A 20,539-nucleotide genomic window follows, 5' to 3' on the forward strand; every position below is an offset into this window, starting at 1 on the left:
GAAAACCTCAATCCTGTTCAACGGGACTGAGGTTTTCTCCAAAAAAGAAAGGTTTTAATTAGCCGCCGGCTCTCTAAACCCTACCCAGGTAAACCGCTTGATTACAAACTCTGGATTAGTGAAGGAAGCGTTACCTGCCGGGTTGCCCCCCGTCACGTGGAAGTCTGAGAAACTGGCATTCTGGTTTACATAGATACCGCCTGTCAGGTTAAAGCTCACCGGTGTACCTGCCAAGCCCATCTGGTCCATGATTTCTTCCTTCACGGCTGGATCTGTGGTATAGGCACCGCATGAGATGGCCCCGTGTTGCATGGCCATTTCCTGTGCCAACTGAATGGACTCTTGCGTATTTTTGGTTTTGATGATGAGTGCAATAGGTCCAAACAACTCTTGGCTGTACAAGTCCTTTTCTGCCGCCTCTACTTCATAAATGACCGGTGTACAGATGCGGGCATTGGCAAAACCAGGGTTGGCTACATCACAGGTAGACAGAACGCTGCGGCCGTTGCCTTTCTCCAAATCCTGCACGCGTTGTTGCGTCAATGGGTTCTGGATGGCGCCCAGTACATGCGGTCCCGCTTTTGGATTGTTCACCAAGCCTTTCACAGCTTCGGCTAGTTTAGCCACTACCTCTTCATACGGCATTTGCTCTCCTGCCACGGTGATGCCGTTGGCCGGGATGAAGAAGTTCTGCGGCGCCGTACACATCTGCCCTGAATACAAGGTTAGGGAAAAGGCTAGGTTCTGCACCACTTTGTCAAGGTCCTCCACAGAGTCCAGAATGATTGAATTCACCCCTGCTTTCTCAGTGAAAACGGTCTTGCCTTTTAAGTCTTCCAGGTAATTCCCAAAAGAGGTTCCGCCGGTGTAGTCAATCAGTTTAATGGCTTCATGCTCGGCCAGATCTTTGGTGATGAGGCGGTCGTCAGGGTCAACGGCTAACTGGCAGATGTTAGGGTCCAGGCCGTACTCAACCAGCACTTTCTGCAGTTCGGCAATTACAATGGCTATGGGCAATACACCTTTGGGATGTGGCTTTACAATAACCGGGTTACCGGTCACCAAGCTAGCGTACATGCCTGGCACGGTGTTCCAGGTAGGGAATGTAGAACAGCCCACCACCAAGCCAAGACCTTTGGGAACTGCCTTCCAACTTTTGTTTAGTTTTAGGTTGAACTTACCCATTGGCTTCTCCCAAACCTGGTGCTCTGGAAAACGCGTCTGCTCCTCATAGCCGGCGGCAATGGCCTCTAAGGCTCTGTCTGCCGCATGCGGACCAGAGGCCTGAAAAGACATCATGAAGGCCTGCCCGGTGGTGTGCATGGTAGCGTGGGCAATTTCATAGAAACGGGCCTTCATTCTTTCCAGGCTTTCAATAAGGATAGTGGCGCGCTCTAAGGGGCTAAGCTTTCTCCAGACATGGAACGCTGCCTGGCCACGAGCCACCAGCGTATCTACTGAGAAAGTGGGATAGGTAATGCCCAGATTCTCTTGATTGTAGGGAGACTCCTCTTGTCCGGCCCAACCTTCGGCGCCAGACTGCAGCAGCTCCTCATAAGGCTTGCCTAGCAGGCTCTGGTATTTTTCTAATCCGGCCTGGTCTGCGCCTTCTCCATAGACGGCCGGTGATGGGTGTTCTGGGTACTGCGAAAAAAAAGTACGCTCATGCAAGGCTTGTATGGCACGTTCTAAAACTGGACGGTGTTGCTCCGTTAAGTTTTGTAACTCTTTGATGTCCTGTGAAATTGGCTCTTTCATGTCTTATTTATATGGTATCTTTGCAAACAGTATACTGAAACCTAAATTTAATTGTAAAGTATGTAAGTACCTATTCTAAATTGTGTATTTTACATACAGATCCCCTCCTTTTTCCGCTCTTTAACCGTAGGTGTAACTACTTATTTAGCCATATTTAAATGAAGCTTTTTTACCGTTTGCTTTTTGTCCTTAATATAGGTTTGGTAGCATTTGGACATTCTGCTGTTGCCCAAACCAAGCCTACTGTAGAACCTAACTTATTGGTCTTCAAAATGAAGGCACCTTCTACTGCTTCTGCCCAGGCCAAATCTGCGCAGACAGGCATAGATCAGCTTTTAAAACAGGTGGCGGTTACCTCTGTGCACCGCAAATTCCCGAAGGCCGCAGCCTTACCCCCTGCCGCCTTGTCCAAGGCAAACGGCAAAAAACTGGTAGACCTATCGCTTATTTATGAATTAGCATATGCACCCGGACAGTCCTTTGAGCAGATAAAAAAACAGCTGTTGGCGTCTGGTCAGGTAGAGTATGTGGAGCCCCTCTACTACTATGCTCCGCTGTACACGCCAAATGACCCGCAGGCCAATCCTATCTCTGGAGGACAGCGCACCTACCTCAATAAGATAAAAGCCTATGATGCCTGGGACATCAGCAAAGGAGACACCAACGTGTTCATTGGCATTCTGGACACCGGCGTGCGCCTTACCCAGGAGGACCTGGTGGGTAATATCAAATACAACTTCGCAGACCCTATTGACGGCATTGACAATGACAATGACGGTTACATTGACAACTTTAGAGGCTGGGATCTGGCAGACAATGACAACAACCCTTCCTCAGATGCCAACGGGCACGGCACCAACGTGGCCGCTATTGCTTCTGCGCAGGCAGACAACGGCAAAGGGATGGCCGGCGTGGGGTTCAAATGCAAGTTTTTGCCCGTTAAGATGTACTCCTCTAGCTCACAGGGCACCTTTAAGGGATATGACGCCATTGTGTACGCCGCTGACCATGGATGCCATGTGATCAACTTATCCTGGGGGGGCGCAGGCTCACCTTCAGCGTTTGAGCAGGACATTATCAACTATGCAGCCATCAACAAGAATGTGGTGATTGTAGCGGCAGCTGGAAATACCAATGAGGAACTGGACTTTTACCCAGCCTCTTACCAGAACGTGTTATCTGTAGCGGCCTTAGATCCAAATGATGTCAAAGGAAGCACGCATACTTTTAGCCATGCTGTGGATATTGGGGCCCTGGGAGTGAACGTTCTCACCGCCCGTGATGAAAATAACAACAGCTATGCGATTGGCAGCGGTTCTTCTATGGCGTCTCCAATCGTGGCGGGTGCTGCCGGTATTTTAAGGAGCCACTTTCCGCAGATGACCGCCTTGCAGATAGCAGAACAGTTACGCGTAACGGCAGACGACATTTACATGATAGAGGCCAATGAACCTTACCTTGAAAAACTGGGGAGAGGCCGTCTTAACTTGCACAGAGCCTTACGCGAAACAGAGGCTAAGTCGGCCAGGGCAACCTCCTGGCAGATTGGGCAGTCTGGGGTCATGTACCCGGGAGAGGCCACCGAGGTGCGCGTATCTGTCACTAACTTCCTATCACCGGTATCTGACCTGTACGTGTACCTGAGCTCTAATAGTCCTTACATTCAAATCATCAAAGACGAGTTTGCCGCTGGTAGCCGTGGCACCTTGGCCGCTTTCAACAATAACGCAGTGCCGTTCATCATCAAGGCTACCAATGATGCACCCATCAATACAGAGGTACTGTTGCGCTTAAGCTTTCAAGACGGCAACTACACAGACTACCAATACTTTAAAATATTGGTCAACCCAGATTACATCACTACCAATGTCAACAACTTAAAAGCCTCTATCCTTAACAGGGGTAATATTGCCTATGACGGGCAGAACTTTAAGGTAGGTGCCGGGGTCAAATATAAAAATGACACGCCGCTGCTGTTTGAGGGTGGTTTACTATTAGGCTATTCTACTACGCTGGTTTCTGACAACATCAGAAATGAAAAGAGCACCACAGACCGGGATTTTTACGCGGTTACCTCCTTGCAGCGCAGACCTTCATCGCCCATAGCTGACTTCTCTGCCAACAACCTCATGGAAGATTCCCTAAACACCCGAAAAACCATGAGCATGCGCATTAGACAGAACGTATTTGCCTGGAAAGACGCCCCCAACCAGGACTTTGTGGTGCTGGAATATTTTCTTACCAACCGCACCCAGCAAAACCTCCCTAAAACCTATGCGGGCATCTATGCAGACTGGGACTTGCAGACGGCATCTAAAAACGTGGCGGAATACAACCCAGACTTAAAAATGGGCCTGGCGTACCCTAAGACCAACGCCAGCATTTACACCGGCATTCAACTGCTTACCAAAGGAGCTCCCGGCTTTTATGCCTTTGACAACAACGGCGCCCCATCTGGCACCATCATCCTTGAGGACGGCTTTACCACCGCAGAAAAATACAACGCCATGTCTAAGGGCATTCAGCGCGCCAGTGCCGGCATGACAGACACCAACGGCAAAGATGTCTCCTTCTTGATTTCTTCTGCCGTAAAGGAGCTAGCCCCTTCCCAGACAGACACGGTAGCCTTTGCCTTGGTGGCCGCCAATACCAAAGAAGCCCTACTAGAAAATGCCGCCGCGGCAGCTAGGAAATACCAGGAGATGCTTGCTGCCAGAACCATTACGGCCAGCCCAGAAGACCTAGCCAAAGGCGACCTTGTTGTGTATCCTAACCCATCTACTGGTAGGGTAACGGTCTCTTTTGCCAACAAGTCTACCCGTCAATCAACACAACTATCCTTAGTTGACAGCAAGGGAAGAGAGGTATACAAGCAGACTATTGCCAATTCAGATAAAGCTGAACTACAGCTAGGGCACCTAGCCAAAGGGCTTTACTTCTTAAAAATCACTTCGGGCAAGGAAGTAACTACCAGAAAAGTAGTCCTTACCAACTAGAAAGGTTTACAGATCTAACTTTGGTAAGCTTAATAATTAGAAGGTCGTTTTTGGCCTGTTTTCTTTAAAACAGGCCAAAAACGACAAAAAGAAAGGGCGACCAAATGGTCGCCCTTTCTTTTTGTGTATCTACCTAATGCTTACGCTTGGTTTTGCTGTAATCTAATCAAGTTCAACGCTGACCCAGCTTTAAACCACTCAATCTGACCTTCATTGTAAGTATGGTTGGCTTCAATGATGTCACAAGATCCGTCGCTGTGGTTTAATCTCACCTTCAAAGGAACACCCGGCGTGAAGTTGGTCAAGCCAACAATGTCAATCACGTCATCCTCTAAAATGCGGTCATAGTCTTCCTTGTTAGCAAAGGTCAAGGCTAGCATTCCTTGCTTCTTCAAGTTGGTCTCATGGATACGGGCGAAGGATTTCACCAATACCACTTGAACGCCTAAGAAACGTGGCTCCATGGCGGCGTGTTCTCTAGAAGAACCTTCACCGTAGTTCTCATCACCCACTACTACAGAACCAAGTCCAGCGGCTTTGTACGTACGGGCTACCTTAGGCACCTCGTCATACCCACCACCACGCACCAACTGGCTCTTCACGCTGTTGGCTTCGCCGTTGAAGGCATTGATGGCCCCAATTAACATGTTGTTAGAGATGTTGTCCAGGTGACCGCGGTATTTCAACCATGGGCCGGCCATGGAGATATGGTCAGTCGTACATTTACCTTGGGCTTTGATCAACAATTTCAAACCGGTCAGGTCTTGGCCGTTCCATGGTTTGAACGGCTCTAACAACTGCAATCTGTCTGAGCAAGGATCCACCACTACGCTTACGGCGCTTCCGTCAGCCGCAGGGGCTACGTAACCAGCGTCTTCTACCGCAAAGCCTTTTACTGGGAACTCAATACCCTGTGGCTCATCCAGCTTCACTTGCTCACCGTTTTTGTTGGTAAGCGTGTCTGTCAATGGGTTGAAGGTCAAGTCACCGGCAATGGCAAAGGCGGTTACAATCTCTGGAGAGGCTACAAACGCGTGGGTGTTAGGGTTACCGTCGTTACGCTTGGCAAAGTTACGGTTAAAGGACGTGATGATGGAGTTCTTGCGCTTAGGATCATCTGTGTGACGGGCCCACTGTCCGATACAAGGACCACACGCATTCGCCAATACCACCCCGCCAATCTCAGCGAAGGTATCCAGGATGCCGTCACGCTCAGCGGTGTAACGCACCACCTCAGAACCTGGGGTAATGGTGTACTCTGCGTTTACGGACAGGTTTTTATCAATAGCCTGCTGGGCCAAAGAAGCCGCACGGGTTAAGTCTTCATAAGAAGAGTTGGTACAAGACCCGATCAAGCCCACTTCCAGTTTGGCTGGCCAGTTGTGCTCTTTAACCGCGGCGGCAAACTGAGAAATTGGCCAAGCCGCGTCTGGCGTGAACGGACCGTTCACATGTGGCTCCAACTCGCTCAAGTTGATTTCGATTAACTGGTCATAGAAGGCTTCTGGGTTGGCCATTACCTCATCATCAGCGCGTAAGTGCTCAGCCACTTGATCTGCCAGTTCAGCAATTTCAGCACGCTCAGTACCTACCAAGTAGTCTCTCATCTTCTGGTCATAAGAGAAGACAGAGGTAGTAGCCCCAATCTCGGCACCCATGTTACAGATGGTAGCCTTGCCAGAGCAAGAGATGTTGTTGGCACCTTCACCGAAGTATTCAACAATGGCACCAGTACCGCCTTTCACGGTCAAGATACCCGCCACTTTCAAGATAACGTCTTTGGCCGCTGTCCAACCGCTCATTTTGCCGGTCAGTTTTACGCCAATCACTTTAGGGAATTTCAACTCCCAAGCCATGCCAGCCATTACGTCAACGGCGTCAGCACCACCCACGCCAATGGCAATCATACCAACACCACCTGCGTTTGGCGTGTGCGAGTCAGTACCAATCATCATACCGCCAGGGAAGGCGTAGTTCTCTTGTACCACCGTGTGGATGATACCTGCACCTGGCTTCCAGAACCCGATGCCGTATTTGTTAGAAACAGAGGCCAGGAAGTCATAGACTTCTTTGTTTTCTGTGTAGGCTTCAGACAAATCCTGCTCAGCACCCACGCGGGCCTGGATCAAGTGATCACAGTGTACGGATGAGGGCACTGCCACCGTTGGACGGCCCGCCTGCATGAACTGCAACAAAGCCATCTGGGCCGTGGCATCCTGCATGGCTACGCGGTCTGGTGCAAAATCCACATAAGACTTGCCACGCTCAAACGCCTGCGTTGCCGTGCCGTTGTATAAGTGTGAGTAAAGGATTTTCTCAGTTAAAGTTAAAGGCCGGCCCACTGCCGTACGTGCTGCGGCAACCCGGTCTCCCAGTTGCGCATACACTGCCTTGATCATGTCTACATCAAATGCCATAGATCTGCTTCGTATTTATTTTGGTTCAGTACTTAAGGAATGTCCGCAAATGTCGCAAACAGAACCCTTTTACACAAATAATTAAATATCTCCTAACCCTATATAGATTTCTAAGAGAATTGTCTGTTAATTTACCCTGGCCCAATACCTTTGTTGCATGATATTGAAAAATAGCCTCCCTCCACTCGTGTCTTCCCTTTTCCTGTCGCTGGGTCTATTCACGGCAGCGTGCTCCTCTGCCCCTAGTACTGCCTTAGAGACCGGCCCTTGGCGTGGTATCATTGAGGTGAGCGGCCATGAGATGCCCTTCAATTTCACTGTCTCTGAGGAGCAGGGAAAACAGGTGGCGTACTTGGTTAACGGAGAAGAGAAAATTTTGATTGATGAAATCACCTTTGACCAGGACAGCGTGCGCCTGCAGATGCATATTTTTGACGCCACCCTGCATGCCAAGGTAGACAAAGGCAAACTGAACGGCCGCTGGGAACGCCGCGACCAGGCTCAGCCATACAGCCTGCCTTTTTCTGCGGAGCACGGCCATACTGAGCGCTTTGCCAAGAATCCTGCCAAGCCAGACGTAGACGTGACCGGCAAGTGGGAAGTACTTTTTCAGGGCGAGGAAGGCAATTCTTACCCGGCCATTGGCGAGTTCAAACAAAACGGCAACAATCTCACGGGCACGTTCCTCACTCCTACCGGCGACTACCGCTTCTTGCAGGGCCAGGTAAACGGCAAGGGCCTGAGCCTCTCTACCTTTGACGGGTCACACGCCTATTTGTTCACTGCCGAACCGCAGGAAGACGGCACCTTGAAAGGCGATTTCTACGCCGGCATTGCCGCGCATGAAACCTGGACTGCCAAGCGCAACGAGAACTTTGAGCTACCATCAGCAGATACACTCACGCACCTCAAGCCTGGCTATGACCGTTTGTCTTTCACCTTCCCAGATTTAGACGGCAAGAAGGTGTCTCTGGAAGACCCCAAGTTTAAAGGCAAACCAGTGGTGGTCCAGATCTTTGGGTCTTGGTGCCCTAACTGCATGGATGAAACCGCCTTTCTAGCACCCTGGTACGCCAAGAACAAAAGCCGCGGCGTAGAGATCATTGGGCTAGGCTATGAATTGAGCCCCGAGTTTGAGAAAGCCAAAACCCGCATTTCCAAAATGAAAGACCGCTTTGACGTGGACTATACCTTGCTAGTGGCCGGCACCAAAGACAAAGAGCTGGTAGCCAAATCCCTACCGGCGTTGAGCAAGGTAGTCTCCTTCCCTACCACCATCTTCATTGACAAGAAAGGCAAAGTGCGCAGAATACACACGGGCTTCTCAGGCCCCGGCACCGGTAAATACTATGAGGACTTCGTGAAGGAGTTCAACCAGACCATTGATGAGCTGGTCGCAGAGAAATAAGCACCCAATGACTATATAAAACGAAATCGGCGCCGTTCCAACTAGGAATGGCGCCGATTTCGTTTTTGGCTTGTTTTTGGGAAACCAGGCCAAAAACGATTCTTTAAGTAAGGACTATAAGGCTTAAGCTGCTTATTGCTCTAGTGGCTTGCCGGCTTCTTTCCAGGCTTTGAGACCACCGTCCAGGTGCGCCACGTTCTGGTAGCCCATCTGCTTTAGGGTATTGGCCGCCATGGCAGATCTTCCGCCGCCGGCGCAGTGCAAAATGATGCGCTTGTTCTTGTCAAACTCGGGCTTGTGGTAGGGGGTGGTGTCATCTGCCAGAAACTCTAACATGCCGCGTGGGGCATGCACAGATCCAGCAATCTTGCCGCTTTCCTTCAACTCCTCGCTCTCTCTGATGTCAATGATTGTGGCACCTTGGGACATTTCTTTTTCTACCTGGTCTGGTGACAGGTTCTCTACATTCTTCTTGGCCTCTGCGACCAGGTCTGCGGCTGTTTTGTTTTCCATAGTTTCTTCAACGTTAGGTAATTAAAAAGACCAGTTAGTTTATAGCGGTTAAGAGCAAGATTAGTTGTTAAGCACCCATGTACTAGAGAAACCAACCACCGTTTTTAACCTGTTTCCCAGAAATTAGGGTAAAAACGATGTACACCAGTGCAAACTCAACTAATACAAATTACTACAAGGTCAACTGCTTTTGAATAGCCTCTTTTATCAATTGAATACTCTCTTCACCTTCCCCAACTACCCTTTTCACCTCTTTGCCATTGTTGTCTGTAATAACCACCAGCGGAATAGCTGAGAAGTTGAATTTCTGTTTGATCAAATCAATCTGGTCTTTCTCAACCACCAGCTGTTGCCAGGGCATATTTTCTTTGGCTAGGGCCTTGTGCCAGTTCTCCTGCTGTTCATCAATGGAAATGCTCACCATGTTCACTCCCTTACCTTGGTAGTTGGTATGCAACTCCTTTAAGGTTGGAATCTCACGTCTGCAGGGACCGCACCAACTGGCCCAGAATACCAGCATGTTCACCTTGGCGGCGTTGTTTAAAACCCAGCCTTGTTTCTTGTCTGGCCCATCCAGTTGAAAGTTTTGATAAGGTTTATCAGTGTCCACCCTATTCTCCAGATAGCTATAGAGTTTCCTGCCCAGCGTTGATTGTCTTGCTTCTTGGTTGAACAGACCCATCATCTCTTGCAACTCTTTTTCTGAGTATTGCTCTTTGTTATTGTAAAGGGAAGAAAGGAAATGAATAGAATATGGATGCTTCTTTATGTCTTCTTTGAAGACTTTAATCTTCTGGGTGCGTGGTGCGCCTTCCAGATTTGCCAAGTACCCAAACTCACTAAACTTATCTAAAAACAAGGCATCTGTCTGCTTGCCGGCAAATACCCTTGTGTAGATGTTATGCTCACTTTTTTCTTTTGAGATCTGCTCCACTTTGGCAAGGCCCTTCTCTAAGTAAAATGAGGAATGATAATGTTTTAAGCTATCTGCCCCCATCATGTGGTTTCTAAAATAGATTCTTTTAAACCCATTTAGCATAACATACTTTTCTGTGCTGTCCTTTAAGACAGTTGGTTTGTATTGTATAGCTACCTGTTTGGGCACTACGTTAGAGTCTGCCTGTAACTCAAAGGTAAAACTGCCCCCTTTGCTCTCTGTTGAGTCCAGTAAATCCCATGAGTGTGCTTCTGCTAAATATACTTTTCAATCAGGCAAGCTTTTAACATTTCCCTGAATGGTAATCTTATCATCTGCTGACTTTTGGTTGGAGCAGCTTGCCAACAAGAATAGAAAGTAAATAAAGGTTAAGTTTTTTAGCATCATACATTTTGGAGATTAAATGGAGTATAGAATTGTAAAAATTAAATTAAATGGATTTACCCCCAAAAGCATTTCCTATAGAATTACTAGAAGAGAAAATTAGCTTTATAATAACCTAATTCAAATAATATAGAAAAACATAGATATTTATTTTGTTGCTTTGACAAGACGTTTGTTGAGTCGTTTTTAGCCTGATTTCCAGAAAACAGGCTAAAAACGGGCATACCAAAGCAAGCCAAACCATAAGTCTTGCTATCTGAAACCTATAATAGATACTAAATCTTACTTCTCGCGCTCTATGGTGTAGCGGATAAGCTGCTCCAGAGAGTCTCTGGAAGGGGATGCGGGGAAGGTGTGCAACAGTTGAAGGGCCTCTTGGTGGTAGGCGTTCATGACTTGAATGGCGTAGTCCAAGCCACCAGAGTTCTTCACGAAGTCAATGACCGTGTTGATTCTGTCTGCCTTGCCGTTGTTGTTTTTGACGTTGTAGATGATGCGGCGCTTGGTGAGCCAGTCGGCTTGTTGCAGGGCATGAATCAAGGGCAGGGTCATCTTCTTCTCTTTGATGTCAATGCCCACGGGTTTGCCAATTTCGGCAGTGCCGTAGTCAAACAGGTCATCCTTAATCTGGAAGGCAATGCCCACTTTCTCGCCAAACAAACGGGCACGCTCCACGGTATCGGCATCAGCACCTACGGATGAGACGCCTACGGCGCAGCAAGAGGCAATCAGGGAGGCGGTTTTCTGGCGAATGATGTCAAAGTACACAGCCTCGTCAATGTCCAGGCGGCGGGCTTTTTCCATTTGCAGGAGTTCGCCTTCGCTCATCTCACGCACGGCGTTGCTCACTATCTTGAGGAGCTCAAAGTCATTGTTGTTGAGGGACAGCAAGAGGCCCTTAGAAAGCAGGTAATCACCTACCAGGACGGCAATCTTGTTTTTCCAGAGGGCGTTGACAGAGAAGAAGCCGCGGCGGTAGTTGGCATCGTCTACCACGTCATCATGCACCAGCGTGGCCGTGTGCAACAGTTCTATGAGGGCCGCGCCGCGGTAAGTGGCGTCTGTGATGTTGTCTTGCAGGAGCTTGGCCGTAAAGAACACAAACATGGGCCGCATCTGCTTGCCCTTGCGCTTGACAATGTAGCCCATGATCTTATCCAGCAACAATACGTTAGATTGCATAGACTGCCGGAATTTCTTCTCGAATTCCTGCATCTCTGCCGCAATGGGGGCCTGTATCTGGTTTAAGGGACTGCTCATCTCTGCGTCGCAATATTACCATCCTAAACCCGCTAAAGCAAACCGCCTGTTTGCTTTTAAAGGGAATGTAGGCGTACTTCGTTACCTTTCTTGTAAATGTTACTTGTAAGCCCATGATACAGTATACTGAGTTTGTTCTTTCCTCTCCCCACGGCCGAGATTTCTCTGTAGATGCCCGCTGGATTTCTGACGAAACGCCTAAACCGGTAGTCATTTTTGTGCATGGCTTCAAAGGCTTCAAGGACTGGGGGCACTTTAATCTGCTGGCCGACTACTTTGCGGCCCACGGCTTTGTGTTTGTGAAACTAAATTTATCCCACAACGGCGTAGAACCGGGTGGCACTGATTTGACCAACCTGGAGGCCTTCGGGAATAACAACTTCTGCATTGAGCTGGATGACCTGGGCACCCTCATAGACCACTTAACGATTGGCTCCTCGCCCATTCCCACCATTGAGATGGATGCGGCGCACCTGCTCTTGATTGGACATAGTCGCGGCGGCGGATTGGTGCTTTTGAAAGCCGCTGAGGATGAACGGGTCTCTGGCGTGGCTACCTGGTCTGCCATCAGTACCATTGACCAACGCTGGCCGCAGGAGATGATGGAGGAATGGAAGCGCACCGGCGTACAATACATTATGAATGCCCGTACCGGCCAGCAGATGCCTCTCTACTACCAGCTATATGAGAATTACCAGGCCAACCAACAGCGGCTTGACATTTTAAAGTCTGTGGAGAAACTGGCCATTCCGGTGCTCATCATCCATGGCGAACAGGACGAGACCCTGCCGTTGCAAATGGCCCATGACCTACATGCCGCCAACCCGTACGCAGAATTGTTCCTGGTTCCGGAAGCCGATCATTCCTTTGGCGGCAAGCATCCCTATGACGAGCAGGAACTCCCGGCCTTCGCCAAAGCCGCCGCTGACAAAACCATTGAGTACTTTCAAAAGGCGCTTTCATGAAGCCACTTTTCCTGCTGTTGGGCAGCAACCTGGGCGACCGCGTATCTTACTTGCAGGAGGCCTACCACCGTTTATCGGCTGTTTTCGGGGAAACAGGGCAAAAATCAAGTCTCTATGAAACGGCCGCCTGGGGCTTGGAGGCCCAGCCTGCTTTTCTAAACCAGGCGTTGTTATTTCATTCAGACCTGCCTGCCACAGAACTCCTAACTATTACACAACACGTGGAGCAGGAACTGGGCCGCGAGCGCAAGGAACGCTGGGGCGCCCGCGTCATTGACGTGGATATTCTTTTGTACGGTAATACTATCCTGCATACCCTTACCCTCACCATTCCGCATCCGCATTTACACCTGCGTAGATTTACCTTGGCGCCTCTGGTAGAACTGGCTCCTGATTTTATCCATCCAATCTTGGAGAAGACCATGGCACAACTGCTGGCAGATTGCCCAGATCCGTTAGAGGTAAGATTAATGTGCTAATTTTTAGACATAAGACGCAGGACCTAAGACACAAGACTTTTTATTGCCGAGAGGAAGCGTTTTTGGTCTGTTTTCCAGAAAACAGACCAAAAACGCCTATTGATTGGTCAGCAGTAATTTAAGCCACTCACTCACTCACTCACTCACTCACTCACTCACTCACTCACTCACTCACTCACTCACTCACTCACTCACTCACTCACTCACTCACTCACTCACGTTGTCATCCTGAAAGGATCTTGGTGGCGAACTAGACAAGCCTTAGCTATAGGACAAGTTACTCCATCCATTGTCAACCTTCCTGCCTAGTCTACAACTACTTCGCCCTTAGCAAGTGCCGTTTCAGCTTGCCACCAAGATCCTTTCAGGATGACAAAGGAGGAGGAAGCATCTATGCACTAGACAGAAAAGATCAATGCATCTGGAAAAATAATGATGAGATAGAGAGTGAGACTTGAGAAATAAAGGATGTTGTGTGCGTGTATTGGTTAATATTGCTGCTTTCCAGTAAAGGGATTTCACGCTGATATTACTTTCTAATTGAGATATAACTATAAGAGCCGTTTTTGGTCTGTTTTCTGGAAAACAGACCAAAAACGGCTCTTATAAATATTAGAATGTCTTGTATCTTAAATCCTGCGTCTTGTGTCTAAAGTACTAGCACATCAGCACATTAAAAAATTAGCACATTACTTACGCTGGTCAAACTTCTGGTAGATGGAGTTCTGGCTAATGTATTCTGGGACCAGCTGCTTCATCTTCTTGATCACCTCCACGTTGTTCTGGGCTTGGAACAGGTCAATGAGGATTTGTATTTCTTGGAGCACCTGGCTCACTTGTTGAGCAGGTACGTTGGCCAGGCGAATCTTAGGATGATCTGTGGCCTGGACTGCCTCGTTCTCATGGAAGAGTTCTTCCTCTAGTTTTTCGCCGGGGCGCAGGCCGGTATAAACTAATTGAATGTCCTTGCCTAAGGTAAGGCCAGAAAGCTTGATCATCTTCTTGGCTAGATCCACAATTTTAATAGAGTCGCCCATGTCAAAGATGTAGATCTCACCGCCTTTGCCCATGGCCGAGGCCTCTAGGACCAATTGGCAGGCTTCTTGAATGGTCATAAAATAACGGGCAATGTCTGGGTGGGTGACCGTGACCGGGCCGCCTTCCATGATCTGCTTCCTGAACCTAGGAATCACGGAGCCAGTACTGCCCAGCACATTCCCGAAGCGGGTGGTGATAAAGCGGGTGCGGTTGTTGCCGGTGTCCCGCAGGTAATGGTCCAGGGACTGCACATACATCTCGCATAAGCGTTTAGAGGCGCCCATCACGCTGGTGGGGTTTACGGCTTTGTCAGTGGAGAGCAACACAAACTTCTGGGTCTGGAACTTGATGGCCAAGTCAGAGAGAATCTTAGTGCCCAAGATGTTGGTATTAAGCGACTCCGTAGGGTTTTCCTCCATCACAGGCACGTGCTTGTAGGCCGCGCAATGAAAAACCAGTTCGGGTTTAAAGGTTCTGAACACGGCGTCCATGCGGGCGGCGTTGCAGATATCACCCAGTACCACTTCAAATCGCAGCTTTTGGTATAGCTCTGTTAGCTCTAGCTCCAGATCATACAAAGGCGATTCGGCTTGGTCTAAGAGAATGAGCTGTTTAGGCTTGAACCTGATGAGCTGGCGTACCAGTTCACTGCCAATGGATCCGGCAGCGCCCGTAATGAGGATGGTACGGTTCTGCAATTCTTTGTGCAACAGCGGCGAGTCAATCTCGGCGGCGGCGCGACCCAAGACGTCCTCAATGCGCACTTCCCGGATTTGCTTAAAGCTGAGTTCGCCGTTGATCCATTTGTAGGTGGGCGGTACAATCAACACTTGCACGCCAGCTTTCAAGCAGGCCTCTACCAATTGGCGTTTGCGGGCAATAGAAAGTCGTTGCACGGCCAGTATGAGCAAATCGGCCTTGAGGTTGGCTAACTGCTCGGCTAAGACGTCTGCGGGTTTAAGGATTGGAATGCCATTGATGGCCAATCCGTTTTTAGCGGCATCATCGTCCAGGAAAGTAAGCACCCGGTAATAGACGCCCATGTCCTGCTGAAGGGTTCTATGGGTAATGGTTCCTACTTCGCCGGCGCCAAAAATGACCACGTTTACCTTCTGGCTGCTATTATGGCTCCACTCATAATGCAGAATCTTGGCCCAAACGCGCACCATAGACGTGGCCATTAAGCTGAGCGCATAGTCTATCAATAAGATAGAGATGGGAATGAAGTTCTGGTACCCAAAGCCTTTGTTATACACCAACTGAGCCGCCACCAGAACGCCTGAGCTGAGGGTGAGCGAGAAGAACAGCTTACGCAGGTCGTCAATGCTAGAGTAGCGAAGGATGCCCCGGTGCGTTTTGAAATAATACGCTGACAGCCCTTTGATGACTAAGACAATGGGTAGCATCAACCCCACCTGCAGCTCGGCAAAGACACTAAGGTTAAAGTTAAAGCGCAGCAGATAGGCAGCCGCAAAGGAAAGGGCACATAAACAGAGGTCTATGGCAAACACCAAGTGCTTTGGCATTTTCTGTTTAAACATCTGTTGCATATGCCCCATCCTGCTTCGGCTAAACGTCTATGAAATGGAAAAGCCGGGATTATCCTACTTGGGAAACTTCGGCGGCTTTGTCTATCTTCTTCACTAAGCCTTGCAACACCTTGCCTGGACCGCATTCTACAAAGAGGGTAGCGCCGTCGGCAATCATCTGTTGCACAGACTGTGTCCAACGTACGGGAGCGGTCAATTGACGGATGAGGTTTTCCTGAATTTCTTGCGGATCTGTGTGCGGTTTGGCGTCTACGTTCTGGTACACGGGGCAAATGCCTTGTTTAAACTCCGTATTTTTGATGGCCTCTTCCAACTCCGCCTCAGCTGATTTCATGAGCGGCGAGTGGAAGGCTCCGCCCACGGGTAATACTAGGGCACGCTTGGCGCCAGCGGCTTTCATGCGCTCACAGGCTTCTTCTACTCCGGCAATGGAGCCAGAAATCACCAATTGGCCCGGGCAGTTGTAGTTGGCCGCCACTACCACATCGTTTACCTCGGCGCAGATTTGCTCAACCTTCTCATCCTCCAGACCCAGGATGGCAGCCATGGTAGACGGTTGCTCTTCGCAGGCTTTTTGCATAGCTAAAGCACGTTTAGAAACCAGACGCAAGGCATCTTCAAAAGAAAGCACTTTGTTGGCCACCAGCGCAGAGAACTCGCCCAGTGAGTGACCGGCCACCATCTCTGGGGCAAAATCCTGGGCTACGGCGGCCTGAATCACAGAATGCAAAAAGATGGCGGGCTGAGTCACTTTGGTTTGCTTTAACTCTTCATCCGTGCCTGAGAACATGATGTCTGTGATCCTGAAGCCCAGAATCTCATTGGCTTGCTCAAAAAGACGTTTGGCTTCTTCATGCTGGTCATACAGGTCTTTGCCCATACCCACAAACTGGGAACCCTGCCCCGGGAAAACGTATGCTTTCATTTAGCTCTTGGTTAGGTGTTTTTGTGCTCTTTTCTCGAAAACAGGCCAAAAACGGCAAATCTTCTTAGAAAAGGAAAAACAAAGATATGAAAAAGGCGCCCATTCTATGAATGGGCGCCTCTCTATTAGAAATGGACTAGTGGATGATTTCCACCCAGCCTTTAAAGACCCTGATGTCTGGCGTACTAGACCTGCCGTAGAACTCTACCTCTACCTGATAGAAATAGGTGCCGTCTGCTAAAGCTTTGCCGCCACTGTCTACGCCTTTCCAATTCAAGCCCGGCTCAGAGGCTCCTTCAAACACCTTGTTGCCCCAGCGGCTATACACCTTGAGTTTGGCGCTCTTAATAAAGGCAGCTCCCTGCTTAGGAGTGAAGACATCATTTACACCGTCATTGTTGGGCGTAAAGATGTTGGGCAGAATAAACACAATGCAGTTGTCCTTGCAGGCCACGTCTGTTTCTTCAAACTGGCTGGTATTGCCGTTTACGTCTGTAGCGGTCACGGCATAGCAGCCTGCAAAAGAAGGAATGCCCGTATGGGTAAAGGTCATGTTGGTGGTGGTACCAATCACCGTGAACGGATCATCGTCTTTTTCTTTGTAGTACACGGTGTACAAGACAATGTCAGCGGTATTGCATCCTTCGGGCAGCGTCCAGCTCACCACGTTCTGGAACGGAGGATTGGTTGGCTGGGTGATTTCTGGGCACGGATCCAAGGTCACAATTGGCTTGCACACCTGCACCAGGCACGCAATCTGACTATTGTTCAGCAACGGATCCGGAAGCCCTGGATTCTGGTAGGTCCCTTTGGTCACCACGTAGGCGCAATACTCCTCCCCTTGAATGATGGGAATGTTTTTGGTGTAGGTGCCACTGCCAGGTCCCGCGGCCACGCTGTCATACCGCTCAAAGTTGCCATTAGGTCGTTTCAAGAAGATGACATGGTGGTATTTCTGCTCAGGGCGGGCATTGTTCCAAGGCACGTTGTAAGTCCAGTTTAAGACCAGATTAGTACCGTTGGCCTTGGCCTGCAACCTCACGCTAGACCCAGACGTGGAGTCTGCCAGGACCGTAGGCGTGCCGGTGCCCACAGAATGGTAGAATTCTACTCTATAGGTGTAAGATGTGTCCTGGGTGTTCAAGTTGTTGTCAGTAAAGACCGTGTCATTCAGGTTGGTGAACGTGTAGCCTGCCACTGGAGCGAATACTGCGCCAGTTCCTCTGTTCTGGCCTAAGGCACGCAACAATCTATACTGGAACGGCGCCTGCAACTGTTCTAGGTTACTTGGGCGTGGCTTGCTCCACTCTACTCTAATCTTACCCGTGGTTTTGCTGGTTTCCACTACACTTACCTTGGTAAGTGAAATAGACTCCAGCGTGGCACAGATTTCATTAGAGGCAATGCTTTCACCGCCGCCTGGGGCGCCGAACTCCACATAGATTCTATAGCAATAGGTTTTATTGCGTGGCAGCCCCTGGCCGTTGTTGTTGTCAACAAAGGTGGTGGCATTGGCGCCTACCTGTCCTACCCGCACAAACCCGCTGGAGGCCGGAATCCCCGTCTCGCAATAACCCGGCACAAACGTAGAGGGCCCTTCTTTCCTATAGATGTAAATGCGGCTGGCGTTGGCGCAATTGTAGGCCTGCCAGTTAATCCTGATGCTGTTGTTGGTGACTACTTGTGACGAGGTGAGCACCGGTGGCGGCCCGATGACTGTAATGCGCCACGGCTGCAAGTCGGTGAGCGGTTGCACACCGGCCGGCGGAACGTCTACGGCCCTGAAGGTTACCTGGTACGGCTGACGGCGCACGTCCAGGCAAGCCAGCGTCTGCCAATTGAAAACGTAGGCCGTGTCTGGCCGGCTGGCTTTGGAGAACGTGGCCGGCGGAATCATTTCGCCGAAGGCAGTTACCACCACTGGATGCTTTTCTGGGTCTGTGACCCTAATGGTATCCCGCAGCCTGGTGCCGGCAATTATACAGGTGTCTCTGGGCACAAAGAGTCTTGGCGGCTTATTAGGGATGTCCTTTACCAGAATCTGCATATCCCGGACAACCCGCCCAATAAGCCGACGGTCCCGCCATTCTTCTACGACAAAGGCAATGTTAAACTCACCTTGTACGCCTGGGGTGTTCCAGGTCAATTGTCCCGTAACGGGGTCTAGTCTAAAGAAGGGGGCTGGCGCATTAACAGGCGTTCCCAGGAAGTTCTCAAGGCCACGATAACCAGGTGCAATTACGCCAATAGGGTCTCCACAACCGTTTCTTCCGCCATCAATCCTAGGCTCAAACATTCTAAAGACCAAGCTGTCTCCGTCTTCGTCAAAGGCACCAGGGTTATGCACAAAAATACTGTTAATGTCAGCAACGTCAATGGGTGGCACCAGCAGTACCGGTGATTTATTGATACCCAGAAACTGGTCAATGGTGATGGTGGTGGTCAGGAAGAAGGTCTGCTGCACAGAATTAGACAGATTGACGATGCCCGCATTCCGGTTTTCACCAATATAAGAAACGGTAAAGGTACCATCTCCCGCGTAGGTGTGCTCAAAGAAATAGGTGTTCACCCACGTATTGTTCTCTCCGTTGACCAGTTCAACTCTTGATGCCCTAGGCGACGTTTGAGGCGTGCTGCAGTCCCCGAAGTAAAGGGTAGCGTCTGCATCCTCAATGGCATTTGGTGCCTTAACGGTATAGGTGACTAGCTTAAAAAAGAAGCGAAGCGGGTTGCGGGCGGCAGTGGTATCGCTTTTGGCAAAGATGTTACCGGCCCGTATGTGGGTAGCCTGCGCTTTTGGAGTAGAAAGCAGAAAAAACGCGAACAAGCCCATCAGAAATCCCAGATAGGTGAGTAGTCCTTTACGCTTTAAAGACATAGAGTAGAGTTTTGCATGCAGTAACAAAGATAAGAGAATACCCCAGACAGCCATGGCCAGCCGTGGATTGGCACAGGATTCCCATTAGAAATATAGGGTCTTTCCTATAACGGATTCTTAGGTTTCCTGTTGTAATTCTACAATGGTATTCCGGTTTTTAGCCTATTTTTCTCAAAACAAGTCAGAAACGTAGTTGTTTAATAAAAGCAAGCCTTAGAGCTAGCCAATTTAGATTTATTCAAAATTGCTTTGCACGTTGCGTAACAAAGCCTCCCAATGTACCTTTGGAAAGATTTTACCAATCCTATACTCCTAATTCTACAACCTTAACACAACAAAATGAGTTGGTTTTCAAAAACGTTTACCAGTACCATTGGGCGTAAGCTTCTAGTGGCCGTCACTGGTCTGTTTCTCTGCTCCTTTTTGGTAGTGCACCTGGTGGGTAACCTCCAGCTGTTCAAAGATGATGGAGGCGCGGCCTTCAACGTCTACTCCCATTTTATGGCCACAAACCCCATCATCCGCACCATGGAAATTGTGCTGGTACTGGGCTTCTTGTTCCACATCTATGAGGCCCTGGTTTTAACCAGACGCAACAAAGCTGCCCGCCCTACGGAGTACGCCTACAACCGTCCGCAGGACAACAGCAACTGGTCATCCCGCAACATGGGTCTGCTAGGCACCGTGATTCTGGTGTTCTTGATCATTCACCTCTGGAATTTCTTTGTACCTGCCCGTTTTGGCGGTTTAGAAGGTGTAGTGGTAGAAAACGTAGAATATGACAACCTCTATCTGAAGGTGGTACAGTCTTTTGAAATTTGGTGGTATGTATTGATTTATGTACTGGGTATGATTTCGCTGGGCTACCATCTTTACCATGGTTTCCAGAGTGCATTCCAGACTTTGGGCTTGAACCACAAGAAGTACACGCCGGCCATCCAGACGTTTGGAGCCTTCTTCTCTATTGTGGTGCCTGCGGCTTTTGCCTCTATGCCTCTTTACTTTTTCTTCAAAGACCTTCTGAACTAAGC

The 20,539-nt window shown here is 49.3% G+C and carries 13 protein-coding genes; 5 read left to right on the forward strand and 8 right to left on the reverse strand.

The genetic code is table 11. The features are described 5' to 3' along the window. Positions 1-54: 54 nt before the first annotated feature. Entirely contained in the window at positions 55-1,758 is a 1,704-nt protein-coding gene (gene paaN / locus ABD880_RS06110; RefSeq protein ID WP_345163617.1) for a phenylacetic acid degradation protein PaaN, read from the reverse strand. Positions 1,759-2,030: 272 nt separating this feature from the next. Here paaN and ABD880_RS06115 point away from each other — a divergent pair, with 272 nt between their 5' ends. Further along, a complete protein-coding gene (locus ABD880_RS06115; RefSeq protein ID WP_345163619.1) occupies positions 2,031-4,754 on the forward strand; it encodes a S8/S53 family peptidase in 2,724 nt (907 codons plus the stop codon). A gap of 140 nt (positions 4,755-4,894) precedes the next feature. On the opposite strand, the gene ABD880_RS06120 is transcribed toward ABD880_RS06115, so the two are convergent. Next, positions 4,895-7,171 (reverse strand): aconitate hydratase, encoded by a 2,277-nt coding sequence (locus tag ABD880_RS06120; RefSeq protein WP_345163622.1) that lies wholly within the window; start codon positions 7,169-7,171, stop codon positions 4,895-4,897. A gap of 187 nt (positions 7,172-7,358) precedes the next feature. On the opposite strand from ABD880_RS06120, the gene ABD880_RS06125 reads away from it, so the two are divergent. Continuing rightward, positions 7,359-8,579 (forward strand): peroxiredoxin family protein, encoded by a 1,221-nt coding sequence (locus ABD880_RS06125; RefSeq protein WP_345163625.1) that lies wholly within the window; start codon positions 7,359-7,361, stop codon positions 8,577-8,579. Between the two features lie 132 nt (positions 8,580-8,711). Here ABD880_RS06125 and ABD880_RS06130 read toward each other — a convergent pair whose 3' ends face one another. From ABD880_RS06130 to ABD880_RS06140, 3 genes are all read right to left on the reverse strand, one after another. After that, a complete protein-coding gene (locus tag ABD880_RS06130) occupies positions 8,712-9,092 on the reverse strand; it encodes a rhodanese-like domain-containing protein (RefSeq protein WP_345163628.1) in 381 nt (126 codons plus the stop codon). A 172-nt stretch (positions 9,093-9,264) separates the two neighbouring features. Then, positions 9,265-10,092 carry a TlpA family protein disulfide reductase gene (locus tag ABD880_RS06135; protein ID WP_345163631.1) on the reverse strand — a complete coding sequence of 276 codons (828 nt, stop codon included), beginning with the start codon at positions 10,090-10,092 and terminating at the stop codon, positions 9,265-9,267. 603 nt (positions 10,093-10,695) lie between these two features. Then, the gene (locus ABD880_RS06140) at positions 10,696-11,673 is read right to left on the reverse strand and encodes a polyprenyl synthetase family protein (protein ID WP_345163633.1); all 978 of its coding nucleotides are present in this window, start codon (positions 11,671-11,673) and stop codon (positions 10,696-10,698) included. Positions 11,674-11,786: 113 nt separating this feature from the next. Here ABD880_RS06140 and ABD880_RS06145 point away from each other — a divergent pair, with 113 nt between their 5' ends. Together ABD880_RS06145 and folK are read left to right on the forward strand one after the other, a co-directional pair. Then, positions 11,787-12,638, forward strand: coding sequence for an alpha/beta hydrolase family protein (locus ABD880_RS06145; protein WP_345163636.1), 852 nt, complete (start codon positions 11,787-11,789; stop codon positions 12,636-12,638). Further along, positions 12,635-13,117 carry a 2-amino-4-hydroxy-6-hydroxymethyldihydropteridine diphosphokinase gene (folK, locus tag ABD880_RS06150; protein WP_345163639.1) on the forward strand — a complete coding sequence of 161 codons (483 nt, stop codon included), beginning with the start codon at positions 12,635-12,637 and terminating at the stop codon, positions 13,115-13,117. The genes ABD880_RS06145 and folK overlap by 4 nt, the downstream gene beginning before the upstream one ends. Before the next feature lie 689 nt (positions 13,118-13,806). Here folK and ABD880_RS06155 read toward each other — a convergent pair. From ABD880_RS06155 to ABD880_RS06165, 3 genes are all read right to left on the reverse strand, one after another. Beyond that, the gene (locus ABD880_RS06155; protein ID WP_345163642.1) at positions 13,807-15,681 is read right to left on the reverse strand and encodes a polysaccharide biosynthesis protein; all 1,875 of its coding nucleotides are present in this window, start codon (positions 15,679-15,681) and stop codon (positions 13,807-13,809) included. A 73-nt stretch (positions 15,682-15,754) separates the two neighbouring features. Beyond that, positions 15,755-16,630, reverse strand: coding sequence for an ACP S-malonyltransferase (gene fabD / locus ABD880_RS06160; protein ID WP_345163645.1), 876 nt, complete (start codon positions 16,628-16,630; stop codon positions 15,755-15,757). Positions 16,631-16,766: 136 nt separating this feature from the next. Beyond that, on the reverse strand, positions 16,767-19,508 hold the full coding sequence (locus tag ABD880_RS06165; RefSeq protein ID WP_345163647.1) for a T9SS type B sorting domain-containing protein: 2,742 nt from the start codon (positions 19,506-19,508) through the stop codon (positions 16,767-16,769). A gap of 339 nt (positions 19,509-19,847) precedes the next feature. Here ABD880_RS06165 and ABD880_RS06170 point away from each other — a divergent pair, with 339 nt between their 5' ends. Next, complete coding sequence (locus ABD880_RS06170; protein ID WP_345163650.1) at positions 19,848-20,537, forward strand: succinate dehydrogenase cytochrome b subunit; 690 nt, start codon at positions 19,848-19,850, stop codon at positions 20,535-20,537. Positions 20,538-20,539: the final 2 nt, after the last annotated feature.

It is taken from the genome of Nibribacter koreensis, assembly GCF_039541795.1.
GTDB classification, from domain to species: domain Bacteria; phylum Bacteroidota; class Bacteroidia; order Cytophagales; family Hymenobacteraceae; genus Nibribacter; species Nibribacter koreensis.